2 protein-coding genes are annotated in these 1326 nt (G+C 34.9%); both read left to right on the top strand.

What is annotated here, in order from left to right; genetic code table 11:
• A partial coding sequence (galT, locus tag COZ07_RS03020; protein ID WP_406607113.1) for a galactose-1-phosphate uridylyltransferase occupies positions 1–985 on the top strand: 985 nt, incomplete at its 5' end.
• A 95-nt stretch (positions 986–1080) separates the two neighbouring features.
• Positions 1081–1326, top strand: a 246-nt coding sequence (locus tag COZ07_RS03025; protein ID WP_406607114.1) for a galactokinase family protein, incomplete at its 3' end; no start/stop codon positions are given.

Here is a 1326-nt window from a genome sequence, read left to right on the forward strand (position 1 = left end):
GATGTTAGAACTGAGATGGAATCCAATCTTAAAGAAATGGGTAATAATAGCCACCCATCGTCAGAACAGGACTTATAAACCTCCCAAAGATTATTGTCCTCTTTGTCCTACTAAAAAAGGTGGTTTGTCTACAGAAGTACCAGCGGAAGATTATGATATAGTAGTTTTTGAAAATAAATTTCCATCTTTAAAAGAGGAGCTACCAAGAATAACTGGAACAGGTTCTAAATTTTTTAAATATGGCAAGGCTCAGGGAATTTGTGAGGTGGTTCTATTTACTTCTGACCATGATGGGATTATGTCCGAAAAACCCTTGAGCCGTTATATTAAACTGGTAAAGGTGTGGAGAGATCGCTATCAGGAGTTAGGAGATAAAGATTTTATCGATTATGTCTTCATCTTTGAAAATAAAGGAGAGGAAGTAGGCGTAACTCTTCATCATCCTCATGGCCAGATATATGCTTTTCCTTTTATTCCTCCCATTATCGAACAGGAACTGGATTTCAGTAAAGAATATTTAGAAAAAGAGGGGAAATGTCTCTTCTGTAAGACCTTAGAAGAAGAAAAAGAAGATGGCAGACGAATTATTGTTAGTAATGATTCCTTTTCCGCACTGGTTCCTTTTGCTGCTGGTTACAGTTATGAGGTCCACATCTATGCCAATAAACATCTTCCTTCTTTTAATGATTTTACGGAAAAGGAAGAAATTGATTTAGCGGCAATATTAAAAACTTTAATGATGAAATTTGATCATCTTTTTGGTTTTGTCTTACCTTATATTATGGCCATTCATCAACAACCTACTAATGGAACAGGTAAAGAATATTCCCATTTTCATATTGAATTCTATCCTCCTTATCGTACGAAAGATAAACTTAAATACTTGGCTGGAAGCGAGTTAGGAGTTGGTGCTTTTATCAATGATTCTTTACCTGAGGAAAAGGCTCAAGAACTAAGAAATACGCCACCTGAAGGAGTGGTTTAGTATAAAATTTCCAGGTTAAAGTAAAAGGTTACTGGAAGATTAACTATAAATATAATTGGATACAAAGTAAGATAAAGAGGAAGAGGAGATTTTTAATGCAAGATTTAAATAAACTAGGGAAGATATTTAATGAAAAATTTACTAATACCAGTTTAGTTAAAGGGGCTTTTTCTGCTCCCGGCAGAGTTAATCTAATCGGTGAACATACTGATTATAATGAGGGCTTCGTTTTACCGATGGCCATTGAAAGAGAGATAATTATGCTGGGACAATTAAGGAACGATCGGCTGGTTCAGGTTTTTGATCTTGCTTATAAAGCCGAAACTAAATTTTCTTTAGAT

It is taken from the genome of Candidatus Infernicultor aquiphilus (assembly GCF_002784285.1).
Taxonomy (GTDB): domain Bacteria; phylum Atribacterota; class Phoenicimicrobiia; order Phoenicimicrobiales; family Phoenicimicrobiaceae; genus Infernicultor; species Infernicultor aquiphilus.